The 16,751-nt window shown below is 75.6% G+C and carries 12 protein-coding genes; 4 read left to right on the forward strand and 8 right to left on the reverse strand.

The features are described 5' to 3' along the window. Positions 1-18 precede the first annotated feature (18 nt). Entirely contained in the window at positions 19-825 is an 807-nt protein-coding gene (locus AC067A_RS05515; RefSeq protein ID WP_478614916.1) for a hypothetical protein, read from the forward strand. A 5-nt stretch (positions 826-830) separates the two neighbouring features. Here AC067A_RS05515 and AC067A_RS05520 read toward each other — a convergent pair whose 3' ends face one another. After that, a complete protein-coding gene (locus tag AC067A_RS05520; RefSeq protein ID WP_478614917.1) occupies positions 831-2,513 on the reverse strand; it encodes a cell division protein PerM in 1,683 nt (560 codons plus the stop codon). A gap of 119 nt (positions 2,514-2,632) precedes the next feature. Between AC067A_RS05520 and AC067A_RS05525 the strand changes: the two genes are divergently transcribed. After that, positions 2,633-4,066 (forward strand): sigma factor-like helix-turn-helix DNA-binding protein, encoded by a 1,434-nt coding sequence (locus tag AC067A_RS05525; protein WP_478614920.1) that lies wholly within the window; start codon positions 2,633-2,635, stop codon positions 4,064-4,066. An 80-nt stretch (positions 4,067-4,146) separates the two neighbouring features. On the opposite strand, the gene sucD is transcribed toward AC067A_RS05525, so the two are convergent. The 6 genes from sucD to AC067A_RS05555 form a co-directional block, all read right to left on the reverse strand. Beyond that, positions 4,147-5,031, reverse strand: coding sequence for a succinate--CoA ligase subunit alpha (gene sucD, locus AC067A_RS05530; RefSeq protein ID WP_391757360.1), 885 nt, complete (start codon positions 5,029-5,031; stop codon positions 4,147-4,149). A 20-nt stretch (positions 5,032-5,051) separates the two neighbouring features. Then, positions 5,052-6,230 carry an ADP-forming succinate--CoA ligase subunit beta gene (gene sucC / locus AC067A_RS05535; protein ID WP_055641766.1) on the reverse strand — a complete coding sequence of 393 codons (1,179 nt, stop codon included), beginning with the start codon at positions 6,228-6,230 and terminating at the stop codon, positions 5,052-5,054. A 601-nt stretch (positions 6,231-6,831) separates the two neighbouring features. Continuing rightward, positions 6,832-8,211 carry a VWA domain-containing protein gene (locus AC067A_RS05540; protein ID WP_478614925.1) on the reverse strand — a complete coding sequence of 460 codons (1,380 nt, stop codon included), beginning with the start codon at positions 8,209-8,211 and terminating at the stop codon, positions 6,832-6,834. Further along, positions 8,208-10,799, reverse strand: coding sequence for a DUF5682 family protein (locus tag AC067A_RS05545; RefSeq protein ID WP_478614928.1), 2,592 nt, complete (start codon positions 10,797-10,799; stop codon positions 8,208-8,210). The genes AC067A_RS05540 and AC067A_RS05545 overlap by 4 nt, the downstream gene beginning before the upstream one ends. Beyond that, positions 10,796-11,953 carry an ATP-binding protein gene (locus AC067A_RS05550; protein WP_478614931.1) on the reverse strand — a complete coding sequence of 386 codons (1,158 nt, stop codon included), beginning with the start codon at positions 11,951-11,953 and terminating at the stop codon, positions 10,796-10,798. The genes AC067A_RS05545 and AC067A_RS05550 overlap by 4 nt, the downstream gene beginning before the upstream one ends. Before the next feature lie 121 nt (positions 11,954-12,074). Next, positions 12,075-12,488 (reverse strand): hypothetical protein, encoded by a 414-nt coding sequence (locus AC067A_RS05555; RefSeq protein WP_478614934.1) that lies wholly within the window; start codon positions 12,486-12,488, stop codon positions 12,075-12,077. Positions 12,489-12,677: 189 nt separating this feature from the next. Between AC067A_RS05555 and AC067A_RS05560 the strand changes: the two genes are divergently transcribed. Beyond that, positions 12,678-14,030, forward strand: coding sequence for an SWIM zinc finger family protein (locus AC067A_RS05560; protein ID WP_478614937.1), 1,353 nt, complete (start codon positions 12,678-12,680; stop codon positions 14,028-14,030). Positions 14,031-14,068: 38 nt separating this feature from the next. Then, positions 14,069-15,769, forward strand: a complete 1,701-nt coding sequence (locus AC067A_RS05565; RefSeq protein ID WP_478614940.1) for a DUF5691 domain-containing protein — start codon at positions 14,069-14,071, stop codon at positions 15,767-15,769. A 322-nt stretch (positions 15,770-16,091) separates the two neighbouring features. Here AC067A_RS05565 and AC067A_RS05570 read toward each other — a convergent pair whose 3' ends face one another. Continuing rightward, positions 16,092-16,499, reverse strand: a complete 408-nt coding sequence (locus AC067A_RS05570; protein ID WP_478614943.1) for a cobalamin B12-binding domain-containing protein — start codon at positions 16,497-16,499, stop codon at positions 16,092-16,094. Positions 16,500-16,751 lie beyond the last annotated feature (252 nt).

Consider the following 16,751-nt stretch of genomic DNA (forward strand, 5'->3'; position numbering starts at 1 on the left):
AGGGAAGACGTTCAGCAGATGCCGGAACGCCAGTCCACGAACGACGACAACCCGTTCGCACCGCCGCCCGAGGGCCGCCCCGACCAGCCCTGGCAGCCGCGGCGGCCGGAGGGTTCGGACGACGGCGCGTCCGGGGACCCGGACGCGCCGGGCCCGTCCGACGGCCGCTGGAGCCCGCGCCAGCCCGGCCCTTCGACGGACGGCTTCGGCCGGGGTCCGGAACGGCAGGGCGGCGGTCAGGGCGGTCCCGAGGGCGGGCCGGGCCGGAGCGGTCCGGGTCGCCAGGGGCTCCGCTGGGACCCGACGGACCCGGCGCAGCGGCGGGCGCGGTACGCGATCCTCGCGGGCATGTGGGCCTTCTTCTTCGCGATCTTCGAGATCCCGGAGCTGGCCCTGCTGCTCGGCGCCCTCGGCCTCTACTGGGGGATCAGCTCCCTGCGTGCCCGGCCGAAGCCGGCCGCCGAGCTGTCGCCGACATCACAGCCGGCGTCCCAGTCCTCGGGACAGGTTCCCGAGCGGGCCGCCGGGCAGGTCCCGGGTCAGGCCGGGGGAACGGCGCCCGGCCAGGGGGCGCTGCCGGGTCGCGCCTCCGGTCAGGGCGCGTCCGCGACGGCCGCCCCGCTCCGCTCGATGCGGACGGCCGCGATCAGCGGACTGGTCGCGGCGAGCGTCGCCCTGATGATCGTCGCGGTCGGCTTCACCATGCAGCTCGTCTACCGCGACTTCTACGAGTGCCGCGACGACGCCCTCACCCACGCCGGCCGGCTCGCCTGCAACGACCTGCTTCCGAAGCCGCTGCGCGCGGGCTTCGGCGTCCGGGAGTAGCGAGCTCAGGGAATGTCCAGGGGCGGCCGGCCCTCCGGCTCGGCGGCGGCCGGCACGGCGGGGCCGGGAGCCCGCCCCGCCGTGCCGCCGGAGGCCGGGGGCAGGACCGGCCCGGGATTCGGGGAGGCGGCCGGGGGCCGGACCGGCTCGGGGTCCCGGGAGGCGACCGGGGGCCGGGCCGAGGCCCGGGTCGGAGCCGGGAACGAGGGCTCCCAGGCCGCCGGCAGGTAGTCGTACGGCTCGTAGCCCCCGTCGTCGAGGTCTGCGAGGTCCGCGGCGGCCGTCCCGGCGGCTTCGGCGTCCGCGGACCGGTCCGCGGAGGACTTCCGGCGCGTGATCCCGGCCGGCTTCGACCGGCCCGGGGCTCCGGCCGACTGACCCGGGGCGGAGCCGGAGGAGGCGCCGGAGGGCACGGCGGCCGGGGTGCCGCTCGCCGCGGCGAGGCCCGGCACGGACGCGCCGCCGGGGGCGGCGGCGGACGCCGACAGGGGTTTCGGGCGCGGGACGCGGCGGCCCCAGGCCCGTACCGCGAGAGTCGTGGGCACACCGAGGCAGGCGCCCCAGAGCACCGTCGCGGCGCCCGCCTGCCACCAGACGGGGCCGAAGGCCGAGAGACGGCCACTGCCGAGCGGGCCGCCGGCGGCGGCGGCGAGGACGGCGACGGCCGCCCCGCAGCCCCAGGCCGCGCCCAGGGCCGTGAGGGCGGCGTCCCGAGCGGCCCAGGTCCGCGCGGCGCGGCCCACACGCCACCCCTGGGCGGCCGCGGCGGCCAGCGGGACCGCGGCGGTCAGCCAGTGGACCCAGGTGCCGCGCCCCTCGGCGGGCAGCGCGGCCAGGAGCGGGAAGGGCGGTACGGCGGGGTCGCCGACGAGGCCCAGCGGGGTCGCGAGGGCGCCCGTGCCCAGGGCGAAGCCCGGCCCGAGGCCGTACGCGGCCCCCCAGACGGCGGTGTTCGGCAGCAGCGCCAGGACGAGCAGCAGGACCGTCACACGACCGGACCACTCCCCCGCGAGTCCCGTGAAGACGGCCTGCGCCTCGCCGGCGTGCCAGGCCAGCGAGACGGCCGCGGCGACCGCTCCGCCGCCGAGCAGCGTGACGAGGAAGAGCCCGGCCGCGCGCAGGGCGGCGGCCGCGTGCCGCTGCCCGGGGAGGGGGCGGCCGAGTGCCGTCCAGACCCCGGCCCCCGCCGCGCCCACGACGACGCCGGGCAGCCAGAGCCCGGCCGTGATCAGGTCGGCGGGGAGCGGGCCGCTCTCGCTGTAGACCACGACCACGGCCGCGACCAGCAGGTATCCGCCGGCGACCGACGCCACGGCGCCGCTCGCCGAGGTGCGTGGACGGCCGTCGCCGGCTCCCGCGTCGAGGGTGTCGCGGGCGGCCCGGTGGACGAGCCAGACGGGCAGGGCGACAAGGAGCATCGGGACGACGCCGAGGGGCGCGGGCAGGCCCGACAGGGTGTCCGTGCGGACCAGGTCCACGCCGTGGGCGAGCAGCCAGAGCCCGGCGGCCAGGTGCAGCGCCCCGCCGGCGCCGCCGTCGGGGTACGGGGAGCCGATCCAGGCCGCGATCACCAGGACGGCGAGCCCGCCGAGGCCGAGCCCGGCGGCGACCCCGCCGCGGACGCAGGCGGTGGCGAGCGCGGCGGAGCGCCCGCCCTGGACCAGGGGGTGCTCGGTCACGTGGGTCACGGGGTCATGCTGCCAACGACACGCGCTTTTGCCGCGTAACAGGCAAAGTTCCGTTGTGTCGCCCAAGATACGTTTATGTACTTTTCCGCCCAGAGAAGCACTGCGGGAGGTCGACACCGATGAGCCGGAGCACCGCGGATTCCGCCCCCTCCGCCACCCTGCCGACCCCGAAGGAGCGCCGCAGGTTGCGCGAGGCCCTCGCCCTCAGCGAGGAGCAGATCGCCGAGGCCATGGGCGTCACGAAGGCCACGGTCAAGGCCTGGGAGACCGGGCGCTCGACGCCCCGGGGCCGTAAGCGCGAGGCGTACGCGAAGCTGCTCGCCGCGTCCGGGGAGAGCGACACGTCCCCCGCGCCGGAACCCCAGGAGCCCACGACGGCCTCCACCACGGCCGCGCACACCCCGGAGCCGGCCGGCACCCCGGCACCGGGCCCGACGCCGCCGGCCGGCGGCCCGGCCCCGGCCGGCGGCCCGGCCCCGGCCGGCAGCCCGGCCGCACCGGCCGCCTTCTCGCCCAACGTCCGGCCGAAGGCCGCGGTGAAGCGGGCCGCCAAACCGCCGCGGGCCCCCTCCCCCGCCCCGGCCATCACCCCCGGGCCCGGCCGCAAGGGCGTCCAGAGGCCGCAGGAGCGCCTGAAACCGGTGGCGGCGGAGGCGGCGTACGGGCCGGTGCCCGCGCCGGAGGCCACGGCCGGGGAGCCGACGGCTACTACCGGGGAGCCGACGGCCGCGGCGGGCGCTCCCGCGGTGCCGGGCCTCACTCCCGAGGAGGCGTTCGACGCGCTCTACGCGTACGCGGCGCCCGGCCTCGTCCACCAGACCTATCTGCTCACCGGCCGCCGCCGGCTCTCCCGCGAGGCCGTCGAGCACGCCTTCCACCACGCCTGGGACCACTGGCCCGAGGTCGCCGTCGACGCCGACCCGGTGGGCTGGGTGCGGGCGGCGGCGTACGAGTACGCCCTCTCCCCGTGGCACCGGCTGCGCCGCGCCCACAAGCACCCCGACGCACCCCCGACGGAGGCGCACCGGCGGGCGCTGCTCGGCGCGCTCCTCGAACTTCCACCCCCGTACCGCCGGACCGTCCTGCTCTACGACGGACTCGGCCTCGACCTGCCCGAGACGGCCGCCGAGACCGAGGCGAGCACCCCCGCCGCCGCCAACCGGCTGCTGCACGCCCGCACCTTCCTCGGGCAGCGGATCCCCGAGCTCGCCGAGCCCGAGGCACTGCAGCGTCGGCTGAGCGAGCTGGTCGCGGAGGCCCCGACGGCGACCCTCCCCGCGGCCCGCGCCGTCCGGACGGGCAGCGAGCGGCGCGGCCGTACCTGGACGCGGGCGGTGCTCGGGGTGACGGCGGTCCTCATCGGCGTCACGGGCTTCACGGCCGCGACCGCGCCGACCCGCTACATCCCCGTCAACGCCCCCGGCGAGACCGTCAACGGGGTGCCGGTGCGCGGCGGCCCGCAGAAGCTGCGGCCCGAGGACCTGGAACTCCGCGACAAGCTGCGCTCCGGGCCCCACCCGGGCCCCGAGCGCCTGGTCCCGACGACCGAGTAGCCGCCGCACGCGCGAGGGCCCCGCCCCCTGCCCGGATGTCCGGGCGGGGGCGGGGCCCTCGCGTACAGCTACCGCCGGTGTCAGCCCGCCAGGATGGCGCGCGCCAGCTTGGCCGTCTCGGTCGGCGTCTTGCCGACCTTGACGCCCGCGGCCTCGAGGGCCTCCTTCTTCGCCTGGGCGGTGCCGGAGGAGCCGGAGACGATGGCGCCGGCGTGGCCCATGGTCTTGCCCTCGGGCGCGGTGAAGCCCGCGACGTAGCCGACGACCGGCTTGGTGACGTTGGCCTTGATGAAGTCGGCCGCACGCTCCTCGGCGTCGCCGCCGATCTCGCCGATCATGACGATCAGGTCGGTGTCGGGGTCCGCCTCGAACGCCGCGAGGGCGTCGATGTGCGTGGTGCCGATGACCGGGTCGCCACCGATGCCGACGGCGGACGAGAAGCCGATGTCACGGAGCTCGTACATCATCTGGTACGTCAGCGTGCCGGACTTCGAGACCAGGCCGATGCGGCCCGGCTTCGTGATGTCGCCCGGGATGATGCCGGCGTTGGACTGGCCCGGGGTGATGAGACCGGGGCAGTTCGGGCCGATGATGCGGGTCTTGTTGCCCTTCGACTGCGCGTACGCCCAGAAGGCGGCGGAGTCGTGGACGGCGATGCCCTCGGTGATGACGACGGCGAGGGGGATCTCGGCGTCGATCGCCTCGACGACGGCGGCCTTCGCGAAGGCCGGCGGCACGAAGAGGACCGAGACGTTGGCGCCGGTCTCCTTCATCGCCTCGGCGACGGAGCCGAAGACCGGGACCTCGGTGCCGTCGAAGTCGACCTTGGTGCCGGCCTTGCGCGGGTTCACGCCGCCGACGATGTTGGTGCCGTCACCCAGCATGAGCTTGGTGTGCTTCATGCCCGTGGCACCGGTCATGCCCTGGACGATGACCTTGCTGTCCTTGTTGAGGAAGATAGCCATGGCTCTGGTTCCCTCGTCCCTTACTTCGCAGCCGCGAGCTCGGCGGCCTTGTCGGCCGCTCCGTCCATGGTGTCCACGCGCTGCACCAGCGGGTGGTTGGCGTCCGACAGGATCTTGCGACCCAGCTCGGCGTTGTTGCCGTCGAGGCGCACGACCAGCGGCTTGGTGACCTCTTCGCCCTTGGAGGCGAGGAGCTCCAGGGCCTGGACGATGCCGTTGGCGACCTCGTCACAGGCGGTGATGCCACCGAAGACGTTGACGAACACGGACTTGACGTCCGGGTCGCCCAGGATGATCTCCAGGCCGTTCGCCATGACCTCGGCGGAGGCGCCGCCACCGATGTCGAGGAAGTTGGCCGGCTTCACGCCGCCGTGGTTCTCACCGGCGTACGCGACGACGTCCAGGGTCGACATGACCAGACCGGCACCGTTACCGATGATGCCGACCTCGCCCTCGAGCTTGACGTAGTTGAGGTTCTTGGCCTTGGCGGCAGCCTCGAGCGGGTTGGCTGCGGCCTTGTCCTCGAGAGCCTCGTGCTCGGGCTGACGGAAGTCGGCGTTCTCGTCGAGGGACACCTTGCCGTCGAGGGCGAGGATCCGGCCGTCCTTGGTCTTCACCAGCGGGTTGACCTCGACGAGGAGCGCGTCCTCGGCGACGAAGGTGTCCCACAGGGTCACCATCGCCTCGGCGACGCCCTCGGCCACATCGGCCGGGAACTTCGCCAGGGCCACGATCTCGCGGGCCTTCTCGATGTTCACGCCTTCGACGGCGTTGACCGGGACCTTCGCGAGGGCCTCGGGGGTCTTCTCCGCGACCTCCTCGATGTCCATGCCGCCCTGCACCGAGGCCATGGCCAGGAAGGTGCGGTTGGTGCGGTCGAGGAGGTACGAGACGTAGTACTCCGCCTCGATCTCCGGGGACAGCTCGGCGATCATCACCTTGTGGACCGTGTGGCCCTTGATGTCCATCCCGAGGATGTCCGTCGCGCGGGCGACGGCCTCGTCCGCGTCGGCGGCCAGCTTGACGCCGCCGGCCTTGCCGCGGCCACCGACCTTCACCTGCGCCTTGACGACGGACTTGCCGCCGAGGCGCTCGGTCGCGGCGCGCGCGGCCTCAGGCGTGTCGATGACTTCACCGGCCAGCACCGGTACTCCGTGCTTGGCGAAGAGGTCCCTCGCCTGGTACTCGAACAGGTCCACGCGCGTCCGTCCCTTTTCTGATGATCGCGGTTCGTTGTCTGCGTGGGCGTGCCGCGAAGGGCAACGTGACTGCGCTGTCACAAGGGAGGCGTGCACGGAGTCCGTGGACGCGGCATGTCCGTCTCGCAGGTTATCCCCGTGGGACGTGGGTCCCTAAATCGCAGGTCACAACGGAGCGGTGATACGGGTCACAGATCGTAGGGGCGGCGGGGCGGTCCGTAGGGGGCACCGGCCGCCGGCCTGCGGCGCCCATGGCAGGCGGGGCCTGACATCCAGGCCCCTCACGACGCGCCCGGATCCAGGGTGAGGGCCGCTCGGAACCGTGTGTGATATGGGACTCAGTCGGCCCGGACGCACCCGTGCGGGTGGTCCGGCGGCTGCGGAATCCGCAGCCGCCGGGGCGGTGCCGCAGGTGCGGAATCCGTTCCGTCGGGCTTTCCACCGGCGCCCGGAGCCGCGGCACGAAATCTGCTCGGGCGGGGTTCCCGTCGCCGCCGGGTGCCGCGGCACGAAATCCGCTCGGGCGGGGTTCCCGTCGCCGCCGGGTGCCGCGGCACGGAATCTGCTCGGGCGGGGTTCCCGTCGCCGCCGGGTGCCGCGGTCAGGTCGCCGGTATCGGCAGGGGGCGCTTCTCCAGGGCCGCCGCCATGATCTCCGGGAACAGGTCGGGAGTGCAGGCGAAGGCCGGAACGCCGAGCTCGGCGAGCGCCGCCGCGTGGTCGCGGTCATAGGCGGGCGCGCCCTCGTCGGAGAGCGCGAGCAGTGCCACGAACTGGACGCCCGAGGCCTTCATCGCCGCGACCCGCTTCAGCATCCCGTCGCGGATCCCGCCCTCGTACAGGTCGCTGATCAGGACGACCACGGTGTCGGCGGGCCGGGTGATCCGCGACTGGCAGTACGCGAGCGCCCGGTTGATGTCGGTGCCGCCGCCGAGCTGGGTCCCGAAGAGGACGTCGACCGGGTCGTCGAGCCGGTCGGTCAGGTCGACGACGGCGGTGTCGAAGACGACGAGCCGGGTCGCGATCGACCGCATGGAGGCGAGCACCGCGCCGAAGACGGAGGCGTGGACGACGGAGGCGGCCATGGAACCGGACTGGTCGATGCAGAGCACCACCTCCTTCTTCACCGCCCGGGAGGCGCGCCCGTGGCCGACGAGCCGCTCGGGGACGACCGTGCGGTGCTCGGGCAGGTAGTTCTTGAGGTTGGCGCGGATCGTCCGGTCCCAGTCGATGTCCCGGTGGCGGGGGCGGCTGATCCGGGCGGAGCGGTCCAGCGCGCCGCTGAGCGTGGTCCGCGTCCGGGTGGCCAGGCGCTTCTCCAGGTCGTCGACGACCTTCCGCACCACGGCCCGCGCGGTCTCCCTGGTCGTTTCCGGCATGGCCTTGTTCAGGGAGAGCAGGGTCCCGACGAGGTGGACGTCCGCCTCGACGGCCTCCAGCATCTCCGGCTCCAGCAGGAGCGTGGCCAGGCCGAGCCGGTCGATCGCGTCGCGCTGCATGACCTGGACGACGGGGCTGGGGAAGTACGTGCGGATGTCACCGAGCCATCGGGCGACGGAGGGCGCCGAGGCCCCCAGCCCCGCCGACCGGTCCCGCCCCCTGCGGTCGCCGCCCTGTCCCTTGTCCTCGTACAGCGCGGTGAGGGCCCCGTCCATCGCCGCGTCGGTCCCCGCCAGCGCCCGCCCGGTACCGTCGGCCTCCCCTCCCCCCAGCACCAGACGCCATCGCCGCAGACGCTCGTCCCCCGGGTCGACGCTCGGCACGGTGGGGGCGCCGGGGCGGGGGTCGGACGGCGTGTCGGGGCCTGTGTCGGGGCGGGGGCCGGGCGGGGTGTCGAGGCCTGTGTCGGGCGGGGTGTCGGGGCCGGGGCCGGTGGGCGCGGTGCCGTCGGGGGCGGTGCCCGAGGGGGCGGGCGGGCGCCCGCCGGGGCTGAGGGATGTGCGTACGGCGGCGGGTGCGGCGGGGCTGGTGCCAGGGGTCATGCGAGGGCCTCCGTGCCGAGGATGAGGTGGAGGAGGGGCAGGACGGCGTCCGCTCGGTCCCGGTCGAGGCCGACGGCGAAGCCGGGGGTACCACCGGAGGCCGGGCGGACCTCGGCGGCGGAACGCGGGCCCCGGGCGACCAGCTCTCCGAGGGTGCGGCGGACACCCGGCTCGTATCCGGAGAAGGTGCGGCGCAGCAGGGGCAGGACGTCGGTGAACGCCCCGGCCGGTACGGACGTGAGCCAGGCGTCGACCAGGCCGAGGAGCCTCTCGTCGTGGACGAGGAGCAGTCCGCCGCCGGAGGCCCCGCCGGCGAAGCCGTCGATCCAGGCCGCGGCGGCGGGCGGCGGGGTGCCCGGCGAGAGGGCGCGGCTCATGAGCGGTGCCGCCTCGTCGGCGGCGAGCCGCCCCTCGTCGAGGAGGATCCGGGCCGCCCTGCCCCGCAGGACCCCCGGTATCCGCTCGCGGTCGGCCAGGCGGCGCAGGGTTCCGGCCCAGCGCTCGGCGAGGCCCGTCGGATCGGGCGGGCGCGTCTGGTCCGGCGGATCCGGCAGGTCCCGTGTGGCCGTCGGGCCCGGTGAGCCCGGTGGGCCCGGCGCATCCAGTACGCCCGTCGGACCCGGCGCATCCGGTACACCCGTCGGGCCTGGCGCGTCCGGTACGCCCGTCGGGCCCGGCGCATCCGGCACGTCCCGTGCGTCCGGCGCGTCCGGCGGGTTCGTGGGGGTGGGGTGGTCCGGGAGGAGGTTGATCGCCGTGTGGACGGCGTCGAGCCGGTCCCGCATCTGGGCGGCGGCGTCCGCGTCGAGGCCCGTGCAGGCGGGGGGCAGGCCGACGCAGATCCGCTCGGCGAGGCCCGCGGCGACCTCGGCGAGGGCGTCGGTTCCGGTGCCGCGGACGTCGCCGTAGCGGAGGGAGCGGGCCAGGGCGGGGAGGGCCTGGGCGAGGTGGGCGACGTCCGTGTCGAGCGCGGCGCGGTCGGCCAGCGACCGCATCACGACGGGGAGCGCGTCGGCGAGGCCGGCGAGGAGGCAGCGCTCGGCGAGGGCGGTGATGTCGGCGAGGCTCGTCGCCGACAGGGCCCGGGCCTCGGCCTTGGCGGTGGCGGCGGCCTCGACGGTGGTGCCCCAGACGCCGGCCTCGGCGACCTGGACGTGCAGCTCGGGTTCCCAGCGCAGGCGCCAGGTCTCCCGGAAGGTGCCGGTGCCGGCCCGTCCGGCGGCGGGTTCGCCCCAGGCGACGCCGAGGAGCCGCAGCCGGTGCAGCAGCCGGCTGCGCTCGGCGTCCGTGTCCTTGCGCAGGTCGAGGTCGAGCTCGCGCTCCTGTGCCTCGGGCTTGAGGCGCAGGGTGCGCTGACGGCGGCTCAGGTCCCGCTGGAGGGGGACGGCGGGGGCGCCGGCCGGGACCTCGCCGAGGACGTCGCCGACGACGAGCCGGTCCCTGACGAGGTCGAGCGGCACGTCGGAGCCCTCGCACAGGACGGCGCGGACGGCGTCCGTCGTCTCGTCGAGGCCGGGCAGCGGCCGGCCGCGCAGGGCGGCGAGGGTCTCGGCGAGCCGGACGGCCTCGATGACGTGGGCGGAGGACACCGGGTGGTCCTCGGCCCTGAGGAGTCCGGCGACCTTGGTCATCCAGCGCTCGACGGGCCGGTCGGGTGCGGTGAAGAGGTGTCCGTACCAGCCGGGGGCCTCGATGCCGGCGCCGTATCCGGAACGGCGGGCGAGCCTGCGGTGGGTCCAGGGGACCCAGGTGGTCTCGGTGCGCACCTTGGGCAGGCCCTTGAGCAGGGCCCGGTCGGCGGCGACGGTGGTCCTCCGGGCGAGGGCGGGGACGTGCCAGGCGCCGCAGACGACGGCGATCTCGTCGCCGAACTCCTTGCGGGCGGCCCGCAGCCGGAGCCGCATGTACGCCTCGCGGACGAGGTCGCGGGGGTGGCCGCCGTGGCCGTACGCCTCGCGCAGGGCGCCCATGGCCTCGGCGAGGGCCTCGAACGGGGCGGTGGGGTCGCCGTCCCCGCGCAGCTCGACGACGTCCTCCCACCAGCGCTCGGCGTCCTCGTACCCGGCGGCGCCGGCGAGTTCGGCGACCGGGTCGATCCGCCCGCTCCCGGTGACCGCGTCCTCCCCGTCGTCCCAGGTCGGGTCCGCGGCGAGGGTGTGCGCGGCGGGCAGGTCGATGAACCGGACGGCGGCCCCCCGGTCCAGTGCCCAGCGGATGGCGACCCACTCGGGCGAGAACTCCGCCATCGGCCAGAACGCGGCCCGCCCCGGATCGTCCACGGCGTGCGCCAGGAGGGCCACGGGAGGCCTCATGTCCTCCTCGGCCGCCAGCGCCACGAGCGCGTCGGCCTCGGCGGGGCCCTCGACCAGCACGGCCGCGGGCTTCTCCGCCTCCAGCACGGCCCGCACCCCTCGCGCGGACCCGGGCCCGTGGTGCCGCACCCCCAGCAGCAGCGGCCCCCCGCGCCGCGCCGCCGCCGCGGTTCCGGCGCCGTCGCGGACCCGTCCGGTGGGTGGTGCGTCGACGGTCACGGCGTCGCATCCGGTGCTCGTCGCCCGGGGCTCCGCCGGGGTGGCCGTGCGCGTCATGCGCTCACCTCGCGGCAGGCGCGGTAGAAGTCCTTCCAGCCGTCTCTCTCCCTGACGACCGTCTCCAGGTACTCCTGCCAGACGACCCGGTCGGCCGCGGGGTCGCGGACGACCGCGCCGAGGATGCCCGCGGCGACGTCCGCGGGGCGCAGGACTCCGTCGCCGAAGTGGGCGGCGAGGGCGAGGCCGCCGGTGACGACGGAGATGGCCTCGGCCGTGGAGAGCGTCCCCGAGGGGGACTTGACCTTCGTCCGCCCGTCGGTGGTGACGCCGTCGCGGAGCTCGCGGAAGACGGTGACGACCCGGCGGATCTCGTCCGCTCCCGCGGGCGCGGCCGGGAGTTCCAGGGAGCGGCCGAGCTGCTCGACGCGCCGCGTGACGATGTCGACCTCGGCCTCGGGGGTCGCGGGCAGCGGGAGCACCACCGTGTTGAAGCGGCGGCGGAGGGCGCTGGAGAGTTCGTTGACGCCGCGGTCGCGGTCGTTGGCCGTGGCGATCAGGTTGAACCCGGGGACGGCCTGCACCTCCTGGCCCAGCTCGGGGACGGGCAGCGTCTTCTCGGACAGGATCGTGATGAGCGTGTCCTGGACGTCGGCGGGGATGCGGGTGAGCTCCTCCACCCGGGCGGTCATGCCCTGCGACATCGCGCGCATCACGGGGCTCGGCACGAGGGCCTCCCGGTCGGGCCCGTGGGCGAGGAGCCGGGCGTAGTTCCAGCCGTACCGGACGGCTTCCTCGGGGGTTCCGGCGGTGCCCTGGACGAGGAGGGTGGAGTCGCCGCTGACGGCGGCGGCGAGGTGCTCGGAGACCCAGGTCTTGGCGGTGCCGGGCACGCCGAGCAGGAGGAGTGCGCGGTCGGTGGCGAGTGTGGTGACGGCGACTTCGACGATGCGGCGCGGTCCCACGTACTTGGGCGAGATCACGGTCCCGTCGGGGAGGGTGCCGCCGAGGAGGTAGGTGGCGACGGCCCACGGCGAGAGGCGCCAGCGGGCGGGCCGGGGGCGGTCGTCGGCCGCGGCGAGCGCCGCGAGTTCGTCGGCGAAGGCGTGCTCGGCGTGCGGCCGCAGGACCTCCGCGCTGGTCCGCGGTCGTCCCGGTCCGGTGTCCGTCTCGACACCGGAACCGGGCTTCGCGATGGTTTCGGGCACGGGCATGGATCCCCCTCCAGATCGTTCGACCTGCTGTGCGATCCACCGTGCACCATGCCACTGACAACGGGCCGTCACCGCTGGTCGGAGGCGATGGGGAAGGCCCTGTCGGGGAGTTGGGGGAGGGTCAGCTCATGAGCGGCGAGACGGCGACGCAGCCGCCCGCCATCGCCTGCTCGCCCTCGGCCTCCTTGATGACCTTGCCCTTGTAGATCACCTTGCAGGTGAGGTCGGCGGGCGCGAGCGAGATCGGCATGACGGCCGGCGGCATGATGCCCTTCAGCGTCACCGTCTTGGTCCACGGCGTGGTGGGCTTCTTCTCCGACTCGACGTGCGGGGCCATCGCGGTGCCGTCGCCGGCGTGGTAGTCGATCGACTCGACGCCCTTGCCGCTGACCTCGTACGTCACCTCGTAGCTCTCGCCGACGGACTTGTCGACCTGGTCGGCGGCCTTCTCGGCGGCCTCCGAGCAGGCACCGAGGCCGAGTGCGAGGCCGGCGACGGCGAGGGCCGAGACGGCGGTGCGGACGGTGCGATTCATGGCGGGGTTCCCCCAGGAACGTGATACAGAACGAACGGTCGGTTTGCGCAGCGAATCGCAAAGGATCAGTAAAGTCAAATCGCTCTGCCGGAGTCGTCAGGTCTCCGGCCGCCTCGGCGCCGGCGCTTCCCCGTCAGCGAACGTCCCAGGTCGGCGCCGTTGTCAGTGCCTACCTCTAGCGTCGGTGACATGAATGCCATGGGGGTGCGCCGGACGGCTGGGCAGGTGCTGGCACTTGCTCCTGACGATGCCTCGCGCAAAGCGGGGAGCAAGCTCGGCACGGCCGGGCCGTGGTCCGGCGCGGGCCGCGCCGAGGGCGCCGTGTGGGGCCTGTGCAAGGGCAGTGGCGGCGCGCCGTACCGGACGGTCGTCGACACCACGGGACCCGCGTACGCGTGCAGTTGCCCCAGTCGCAAGTTCCCGTGCAAGCACGCCCTGGGCCTGCTGCTCCTCCAGGCCGCGGACCCGACGGCGTTCGACGACGAGGCCGCGGCGCCCGACTGGGCCGGGCAATGGCTCGAGGGACGGCGCGGGCGCGCCGAGAGCACGGCCCGGCGGACCGACGCCGGCGCTCCGACCGCGGCCCCGGCCGATCCGGAGGCCGCGCGCCGCAGGGCCGAGCGCAGGGCCGCCCGTGTCACCGCGGGCGCGCGGGAGTTGGAGCAGCGGCTCGCCGACCTGCTGCGCGGCGGCCTCGCGGCGGCCGAGCAGACCGGGTACGGCCTGTGGGAGGAGACGGCCGCCCGCATGGTCGACGCCCAGGCGCCGGGCCTCGCGGGCCGGGTCCGCGAGCTGGGGGCGATACCGGGTTCGGGGCCCGGCTGGCCCGTGCGCCTCCTGGAGGAGTGCGCGCTGACGCACCTCCTCGGCCGGGCGTGGCTGACCGCCGACCGGCTGCCGCCCGAACTCGCGGCGACCGTACGGACCAGGGTCGGCCTCACCGTCCCGGCGAACGGCTCCCCGGTGCACGACCACTGGCACGTCCTCGCCCAGTACGACACGGCGGACGCCCGGCTGACGACCCGGCGGATCTGGCTGCACGGCGCGGCGAGCCGGCGCACGGCCCTCCTGCTCTCCTTCGGCGCGGCCGGCCGGGCGCCCCGGCTGGCCTTCCCCGTCGGCGCGGTGTTCGACGGGGAACTGACCCCGCACCCCGGCTCCGGCGGACTGCGGGCCGAGCCGGGCGAGCACTTCGCCCCGGTCGCCGGCCACGCCGCCCCGCCGCCGGGCGGCCCGGTCGGCGCGGCCCTGGACGCCTACGGCCGCGCGCTGCGCGACGACCCGTGGCTGGACTCCTGGCCCGTCACCCTGCGGGACGTCGTACCGGCCCGCGCGGAGTACGGCTGGCAGCTGGCCGACGCGGACGGCCGCGAAGCCCTCCCCCTGACCCCCGCCGCCCAGTCCCGCCCGGGCCTCTGGCGACTCGTCGCCCTGTCCGGCGGCGCGCCCGTGACCGTCTTCGGAGAGTGCGGCCACCGCGGCTTCACGCCCCTCGCCGCCTGGTCACCGGAGGCCCCCGGCGAGACCGTCCCCCTCATATGACCCCCGGCCACCGCCCCCTGCCCGCCCGGAGGACCCCGATGGACACCACCACGACCGCCTCCACTCCGCCCACCGGCCGCACGAAGGACACCGGCCCCCCGAAGAGCACCGGCGACGACCCCGCCCGCGCCTGGGAGGAGCTCGTCACCTCAGCTCTGCTCGGCACCGACCGCCGGCCGCCCGCCGGTCTCGCGGGAACGGCCGCGGGGAGCCTGCCGGGCGCGCTGCTCGACGAAGCCGCCCTGCACACCGTGTGGCGCCGGGCGGGACTGCGGCCAGGGGCGGCGGTCGCTCGGCCGGAGCCCGCGCCGCGGGATCCGCGCGAACCGCTGCCGGCCGCCGCCGGGGTCCGGCTCGAACAACTCCTCGCCGGACGGGCCGCTCCTTCGCCCTCCGGGCGGCGCGGCGCCGCTCCGGACCTCGCCGAACTGCTCCCCCAGTGGCTGGCGCTGGCGAACGGGCACGGCTACAAGGCCCCGCCCGCCGTACTGCCCGCCCTGCTCGACGCGGCCCGGGCCCGTACCGATCTGCGCCCCCAGGCCCTCCGGCTCGCCGGGCCGCGCGGCCTGTGGCTGGCCCGGCTCAACCCCGAGTGGAGGTTCGCCCTGCGGGGCACGGGCGCCGGCGGCAACCTGCCGTCCCCCGACGATCCGGAGAAGGTCCGCGCCCTGTGGGACGAGGGCCTTTTCGCCGAGCGGGTCGCCCTGCTCGCCGCCGTACGGACCCGGGACCCGGCGGCCGGCCTTGCCCTCCTCGCGTCGACCTGGTCCACCGAGCGGGCGGAGGACCGGCTGATGTTCCTCGATTCGCTGCGGACCGGGCTCTCCGCCCCGGACGAGGAGTTCCTGGAGGCGGCACTCGCCGACCGCAGCCGCAACGTCCGTGCCACCGCGGCCGAGCTGCTCTCCGCGCTGCCCGCCTCGGCGCTCGCGGGCCGCATGGCCGGCCGCGCCGCCACCTGCGTCGGCCTCGACCGGACGGCCGGGTCGCCCACGATCGCGGTCGAGGCCCCGCACGAATGCGACGCGGCGATGGAGCGGGACGGTCTGGTGGCGACCCCGCCGGCCGGACGCGGCGAGCGTTCCTGGTGGCTGGGGCAGCTCGTCGAGGCAGCACCGCTGTCCTGCTGGCCGGCCAGGTTCGGCGGCCGCGGCCCCGAGGAGATCGTGGCCCTGCCGGTCGCCGACGACTGGCAGGCCGAACTGCACGCGGCCTGGTGCCGGGCGGCCGTACGGCAGCGGGACGCCGACTGGTCGCGCGCGCTGCTCGGTTCCCCGGCGGCCCCGCCCGCGACCGGCCCGGGCACGTCGTCGCTGGCCGAGCGCGGCCGGCTCCTGTCCATGCTGCCCCCGGAGGAGCGGGCGCGCTGGGTCGCCTCCTTCGTCGCCGCGCACGGCCTGTCGGAGGCGTTCCAGCTGCTCGGCGTCTGCGACGTGCCCTGGGCGGAACCGCTCGGCGCGGCGGTCGTCGACGCCCTCGACATCGCCCGGGACGCGGGCAGCTACCCATGGAGCTTCAGCGGCGTGATGGGCCTGGCGGAACGTTGCCTCGACCCGGCCGCCGCCCGGCAGCTCGAGCCCCTGACAGCCCTCCCCGACGAGGCGGAGGACGTCTCCCCCGGCGCGGGCGGCTACTGGTCCGAGGCCTTCCAGCGCCTCGTCTCCACCCTCCGGCTGCGCGCCGCGATGCGCGCCGAGCTCACCGGCGAAACCGCCGGGGCGCAGACGTACGGCGCGTGACGCTTCCGGAAGACACTCCGACAGCGGGCCCGCAGGCGCTCCGGAAGCGGGCCGGGAAGCACTCCGGCAGCGGGCCGGGAAGCGCTCCGGAAGGGACGGCAGCGGCCGAGGCGGCGGAAAGAGACACTCCCGCGAGCTCCGAGGGGTACGCGCGCCGGCGACGCGGGGGGCTGCGGAAAGCCGAAGCGGCCCTTCCCCCGGGGGGAAGGACCGCTTCGCAAAGAGGCGGCCGGGCGGCGCGGCTCCGCGCACGTGGCCGGGCGGCCCGGCTCCGCGCACGTGGGCGTCGGCGCGGCTCCGCGCACGTGGCCGGGTGGCGCGGCTACGCGGCCACGCGCACGTGGGCGTTCACCCAGTCGACGATCGACGCCGTCGTCGCGCCCGGCGTGAAGATCTCCGCCACGCCCTTCTCCTTGAGCGGCGCGATGTCGGCCTCGGGGATGATGCCGCCGCCGAAGAGCTTGATGTCGAGGGCGTCGCGGTCCTTGAGGAGCTCCAGCACCTTCACGAACAGCGTGTTGTGCGCTCCCGAGAGGATCGACAGGCCGATGGCGTCGGCGTCCTCCTGGATGGCGGTGTCGACGATCTGCTCGGGCGTCTGGTGCAGCCCGGTGTAGATGACCTCCATGCCGGCGTCGCGGAGCGCCCGCGCGATCACCTTCGCGCCACGATCGTGACCGTCGAGCCCCGGCTTGGCCACCACCACGCGGATCGGTCCGGCTCCACCCATCACTGCCTCCCCATGCGACCCCCGCGCCTGACTGCCGGGGAGGTGAACGAACGTTGTCCCCAGCATCCCGCACGGGGGCAGTTTCGCGACGCCTCCGGAGGGGGAAATCACACGTGGGACATGTTCGCTCTGCGCCGTTCCCCGCTTTCGGGCCCTCTTCCCGGGCCCACCAGCCGCAAGCGGGGCCCGGTCGCACAGGGAGCCGTGACGAGGTCGCCGCACCTCCGTACCGCCGTCCGTACGGCGCGGGGT

The organism is Streptomyces sp. NPDC043176, from assembly GCF_056436715.1.

Excerpts from the sequence above, each read along its gene's own strand:
- AC067A_RS05515 (WP_478614916.1), top strand. The coding sequence starts at position 19 with ATGCCGGAACGCCAGTCCACGAACGACGACAACCCGTTCGCACCGCCG.
- AC067A_RS05525 (WP_478614920.1), top strand. The coding sequence starts at position 2,633 with ATGAGCCGGAGCACCGCGGATTCCGCCCCCTCCGCCACCCTGCCGACC.
- sucD (WP_391757360.1), bottom strand. The coding sequence starts at position 5,031 with ATGGCTATCTTCCTCAACAAGGACAGCAAGGTCATCGTCCAGGGCATG.
- AC067A_RS05540 (WP_478614925.1), bottom strand. The coding sequence starts at position 8,211 with ATGACCCCTGGCACCAGCCCCGCCGCACCCGCCGCCGTACGCACATCC.
- AC067A_RS05545 (WP_478614928.1), bottom strand. The coding sequence starts at position 10,799 with ATGACGCGCACGGCCACCCCGGCGGAGCCCCGGGCGACGAGCACCGGA.
- AC067A_RS05550 (WP_478614931.1), bottom strand. The coding sequence starts at position 11,953 with ATGCCCGTGCCCGAAACCATCGCGAAGCCCGGTTCCGGTGTCGAGACG.
- AC067A_RS05555 (WP_478614934.1), bottom strand. The coding sequence starts at position 12,488 with ATGAATCGCACCGTCCGCACCGCCGTCTCGGCCCTCGCCGTCGCCGGC.
- AC067A_RS05560 (WP_478614937.1), top strand. The coding sequence starts at position 12,678 with ATGAATGCCATGGGGGTGCGCCGGACGGCTGGGCAGGTGCTGGCACTT.
- AC067A_RS05565 (WP_478614940.1), top strand. The coding sequence starts at position 14,069 with ATGGACACCACCACGACCGCCTCCACTCCGCCCACCGGCCGCACGAAG.
- AC067A_RS05570 (WP_478614943.1), bottom strand. The coding sequence starts at position 16,499 with ATGGGTGGAGCCGGACCGATCCGCGTGGTGGTGGCCAAGCCGGGGCTC.